Origin of the sequence: Microcystis sp. M179S2 (assembly GCF_020245805.1) — a bacterium.
Classification (GTDB): Bacteria; Cyanobacteriota; Cyanobacteriia; order Cyanobacteriales; family Microcystaceae; genus Microcystis; species Microcystis aeruginosa.
The window spans coordinates 1-3,354 of sequence record NZ_JADBUE010000104.1 but is presented as its reverse complement, the minus strand read 5'-3'; the positions used below and the strand labels follow the sequence as shown (position 1 = coordinate 3,354).

At 40.3% G+C, this 3,354-nt stretch carries 2 protein-coding genes and 2 pseudogenes; 2 read left to right on the top strand and 2 right to left on the bottom strand.

Annotated features, from left to right (window positions below):
* Together IM500_RS05985 and IM500_RS05980 are read left to right on the top strand one after the other, a co-directional pair.
* Positions 1–326, top strand: a pseudogene (locus IM500_RS05985) (hypothetical protein); the annotation flags it as partial.
* Between the two features lie 26 nt (positions 327–352).
* Positions 353–778: pseudogene (locus IM500_RS05980) on the top strand (hypothetical protein); the annotation flags it as partial.
* Between the two features lie 92 nt (positions 779–870).
* Here IM500_RS05980 and IM500_RS05975 read toward each other — a convergent pair.
* Positions 871–1,203 (bottom strand): hypothetical protein, encoded by a 333-nt coding sequence (locus IM500_RS05975; protein ID WP_002760882.1) that lies wholly within the window; start codon positions 1,201–1,203, stop codon positions 871–873.
* Positions 1,193–3,175, bottom strand: coding sequence for a CHAT domain-containing protein (locus tag IM500_RS05970; RefSeq protein WP_287737965.1), 1,983 nt, complete (start codon positions 3,173–3,175; stop codon positions 1,193–1,195). Before IM500_RS05970 ends, IM500_RS05975 begins: the two co-directional genes overlap by 11 nt.
* Positions 3,176–3,354: the final 179 nt, after the last annotated feature.

Sequence of the window (3,354 nt, the reverse complement as noted above, 5' to 3'; positions counted from 1 at the left end):
GTTTAGAGAGTAAAATCAAACAATTTGAGGAGGAAAGAACCATGCCTTTAATGAGTAATATGGAGTTGCGAGGAAGGAAAATTGGTGAGGAAATTGGGGAGTTACGAGGGATAGAACGCGGTAAGGAAATTGGAGCGTTAGAAAATGCTCGTGATTTTGTGAAAAAAGTTTTGGAAAACCGACTAGGCGATATCCCTGGAGATATTGGACAATGTCTCAATGATGCTTCAGTTATTTCGGTTTTAGAAGAGATGTTAAAAGCCGCACTTATAGTAAATTCTTTTGAGGAGTGTAGGAAGTCTTTTAGTATCATCATAAATAAGTAGTGTGGGTAATACCTACCTTACTTAGTAAACTGTTTGAAATCATCGACAATATGATGACTTTATCCCCTGAATTACAGTCAAGCTTAGAGAGTAAAATCAAACAATTTGAGGAGGAAAGAACCATGCCTTTAATGAGTAATATGGAGTTACGAGGGATAGAACAGGGTAAGGAAATTGGTAAGGAAATTGGGGAGTTACTAGGGATAGAACGCGGTAAAGAAATAGGCAAGGAAATTGGTAAGGAAATTGGTAAGGAAATTGGAGCGTTAGAAAAAAGCCGCGATGCCATAAAAACAGTTTTAACTGTGCGGTTTGGAGAGATTTCTTTAGAAATTGACGAGATAATCGGCAAAATGACTAACCCTACTATCTTAGAAGAGCTACTAAAATTAGCAGCTATCGCTAATTCTCTCGCAGAATTTAAGCAGTCTTTGGCAAAAATCAATATCTAGAAAACGGGTTTCTTTGAGAAACTCTTTGAGAAACCCGTTTTCTTTGAGAGACCGGATACCGACCTCTGGCTTTTTGTTTTAATGGTGGACATTTACTTCGTTTTCTGTATTTTTGGCTGCAAAGTTGTAGATAGGGTAACTTTCATCGTGTTTGTATTGGCTGTTTCTGCTCCAATGTTGAAAAACAGATATTTGAGTTCTCCCTTCGCCTTTAGGCTGACTGAACCATTAATTTCAACAGTCAACTGACTTTCTACATCTACCTTACTAGAAAGAGCTTCCATGACAGATTCAAAGAGTTCTTGCAACTGAACTGCGACGGTTTCCTCTTGTGGTCCCAAAGTAGTCAGGATTTCCTCATCCTCAGTTTGTAAGCTACTAACTGAAGCTGGATCGACGGCTGTGGCATATACTTTAATTGGCATGGTCTTCCTCCTTGGAATTTTTTTGCTGTACAATCGAGAAATCTGGATCGCCATAAATACAATACAGTAGCCAGAATAAGTTTCTTTCGTTGGCTGCAACTTCTTTGGCTTTGGCTACAGCCTGTCCGATAGTAATTTTCTCATCTGGGTTGAATAATTCACGGTAAACAATTTCGGCAAAGTTGACGGCATATTTCACTGGTACGGCTCCTAAAGTTCCAATGAAAGCATCTGCACCACGCTGATAAAATTTCCAGCCAAAACTGCTAAATTTTCCAAAGGTTAACACGGGAACGGTTGAAGCACAGGCGTTAGCAAACACAAGACTACCCGGCTCAAGGGGTAGCCTTTGGATGGTTTCAGGGAGCAAGTTTTCAATTCGGGTTTTGTTTTTATCGCCAGCAATTTGGAGTAGGTGCGGTTCTAAATGTCCGTGACAGGTAAAATGAAGCGCATCTGTGCCTGGAATAGCTTTTACAAGGGACGAAATTGGCTGTTTAGCTAACAAGTGTACCGCTTCCGGGGGGAGAAGATTAGAGAATAGATGGGTAGCTCGCTCTGCTTCCGAGGAAGGTACATCTCCACCGACAATATTGACAATCCGCTTGATTTGTCTTTTTCCCTTACTTTCAGGTCTATTTCTTTTTGGTAAATCTTGACTATCGCTGAGGCGAGGAGAGCGAGCAATAATAAACTTCTTTCCCCAAAAATCTTCGCCGTCGTACATTAATTCCCAAGGAATCCACTGTTCATTAGTGGAGATAATGACAGGAGAACCAATCTTCCAAGTTCCCATTTGTTTGGCCACTTCAGAGGGAATTAACATCTCGAACAAGTTAGCGCCAACACTCTGAAGATTGAAACAGATACTCTCCCAACGCTCATCAGAGGGGTTTCCTTGTTGCACTACTTCTGTCAGGAAAGCATTCAAACTTCGCAAATCATCTTCAATTTGTTGCTGAATATTAGGAATTGTTTTCTCCCACTCGCCTAAGCGATTGGCAGGGAAGATAGTATAGAGTAATTTACTTTCTCTCTCAATCCAAGTAACATTAAGTGTATGTTTATCGGGATTAACCGTCATACTTTCTAAGTTTTTGAGACCATCAATTGGGTCTTCCATTGATAAAACTTTTGGCGATATTTCATGATATGATGAGAAAGTTACGTTAGTTTGAACGATTACATACCCAACTCTTGTTGCTCCTCTGAAAAACTCAATCTCAATAACTTGCTCACCTCTTTCAAGAGGAACAAGGGTAAAAATCACTTCGTTGGAATCGCCTTTAACTGGAACAGTCAACTGCTGCTGATAAGGTCTTATGGCAAATGCTGGAGCAGTAACCTTGACATTTAGTTTAACTTGCTTAGTATTAAGTCCTACTGTAAGCCAAATTTTTTCTGGAACACGAGTAAATTTTGGAATCTCTTGAGTTAGCTGAATCTTTAACTCAGCTTTTTGCTCAAGAACACATTCTGATGGGAATTCGATTCGAGTGTGGCGTTCAATTGTTACGCTATTAGGCGGCCGACGGGGTGTAGGCGGACTAGGAATAGCATCAATAAACTTCCCACCCTTAATACTCCCTTTATTCAAGTTAAAATAACCCGGGTTGCCGATATATTTTCTGTTTAAATCCGCTTCTCCACCTGCCAATTTGTCGGGTGGAACCTTAACCGTCGGTTCCACCTTTACATATGAGTTTATGTCTTGAACAAATTCAGTTTTTCTTAGCCTTAGTCCCTCACCGATTACTGATAAGCTTGTTTCTGGATGAGTCAGCAGTTGAAATTGAATACAGAAATCAGCCAACTGGAAATATCGAGCCTCAATAGCTTTATAAGCTGTCTCAAGGAAATTCAAATCGACTTGGCTCATAATAGTGGCAAAATCAGCCACAAGGCTTTGAGTTTCAGCAGCAAATTTCTTTAAGAGAGTATCAGCTTCACTAAACTTATTTTGTCCCAACAATGCAGCAAGTTGTACGAGTTGCCTATTGCGAGTGTTAGTGGGACTTAGACAAAAAACAAATCGAGAAAAGCCTCAACCCCAATCCCTGCTTGGGATTTACTTCGAGAAGCCCAAAATCGCTGAAACCCAGATAGATCAAGGAAAATCATAAATCGAGGTTAACCCTTTGTCCCGTAATG

What these genes read in the sequence shown, in the direction of transcription:
- IM500_RS05975 (WP_002760882.1), bottom strand. Translation starts at nt 1,203, where the DNA reads ATGCCAATTAAAGTATATGCCACAGCCGTCGATCCAGCTTCAGTTAGT.